Annotated in this window: 2 protein-coding genes; both read left to right on the top strand. The window is 65.6% G+C overall.

Annotation, left to right across the window (positions count from 1 at the left end; genetic code table 11):
* The first annotated feature begins 7 nt into the window (after positions 1-7).
* Positions 8-136 carry an acyl-CoA dehydrogenase family protein gene (locus AC1DYG_RS19680; RefSeq protein ID WP_477641539.1) on the top strand — a complete coding sequence of 43 codons (129 nt, stop codon included), beginning with the start codon at positions 8-10 and terminating at the stop codon, positions 134-136.
* Positions 137-156: 20 nt separating this feature from the next.
* A partial coding sequence (locus tag AC1DYG_RS19685; protein WP_477641538.1) for a thiolase family protein occupies positions 157-456 on the top strand: 300 nt, incomplete at its 3' end.

Genomic DNA, 456 nt, shown 5'->3' on the forward strand with positions numbered 1-456 from the left:
GCACCGGATGTCGGCGACCCAGATGTTCCTCAATTCCCAGTGCATGTCCATCGCAGGTGGTACCACCAATGTTCAGCTGAACATCATCGGCGAGCGGATCCTCGGGCTCCCGCGTGACCCCGAGCCCGGAAAGTGAGTTCTACTGTGTCGGATCAAATGCGGGCCAACCGAACCTTCGTCGTCGGCGTCGGCATGACCAAGTTCGAGAAGATCGAGTCTCGTGACTGGCAGTACCCGGACATGGTGTCCGAGGCCGTGGGTGCCGCGCTCGCCGACGCCGGCGTCTCGTACGACCAGGTGCAGCGCGCCGCGGTCGGCTACGTCTTCCAGCCGTCGGCCGCCGGCCAGCGCGCGCTGTACGAGACGGGCCTGACCGGCATCCCGATCGTCAACGTCAACAACAACTGCGCCACCGGCTCGTCGGCGCTGATGATGGCCCGCGAGTGGGTGCAGGGC

Source organism: Pedococcus sp. P1_H8, from assembly GCF_056405175.1.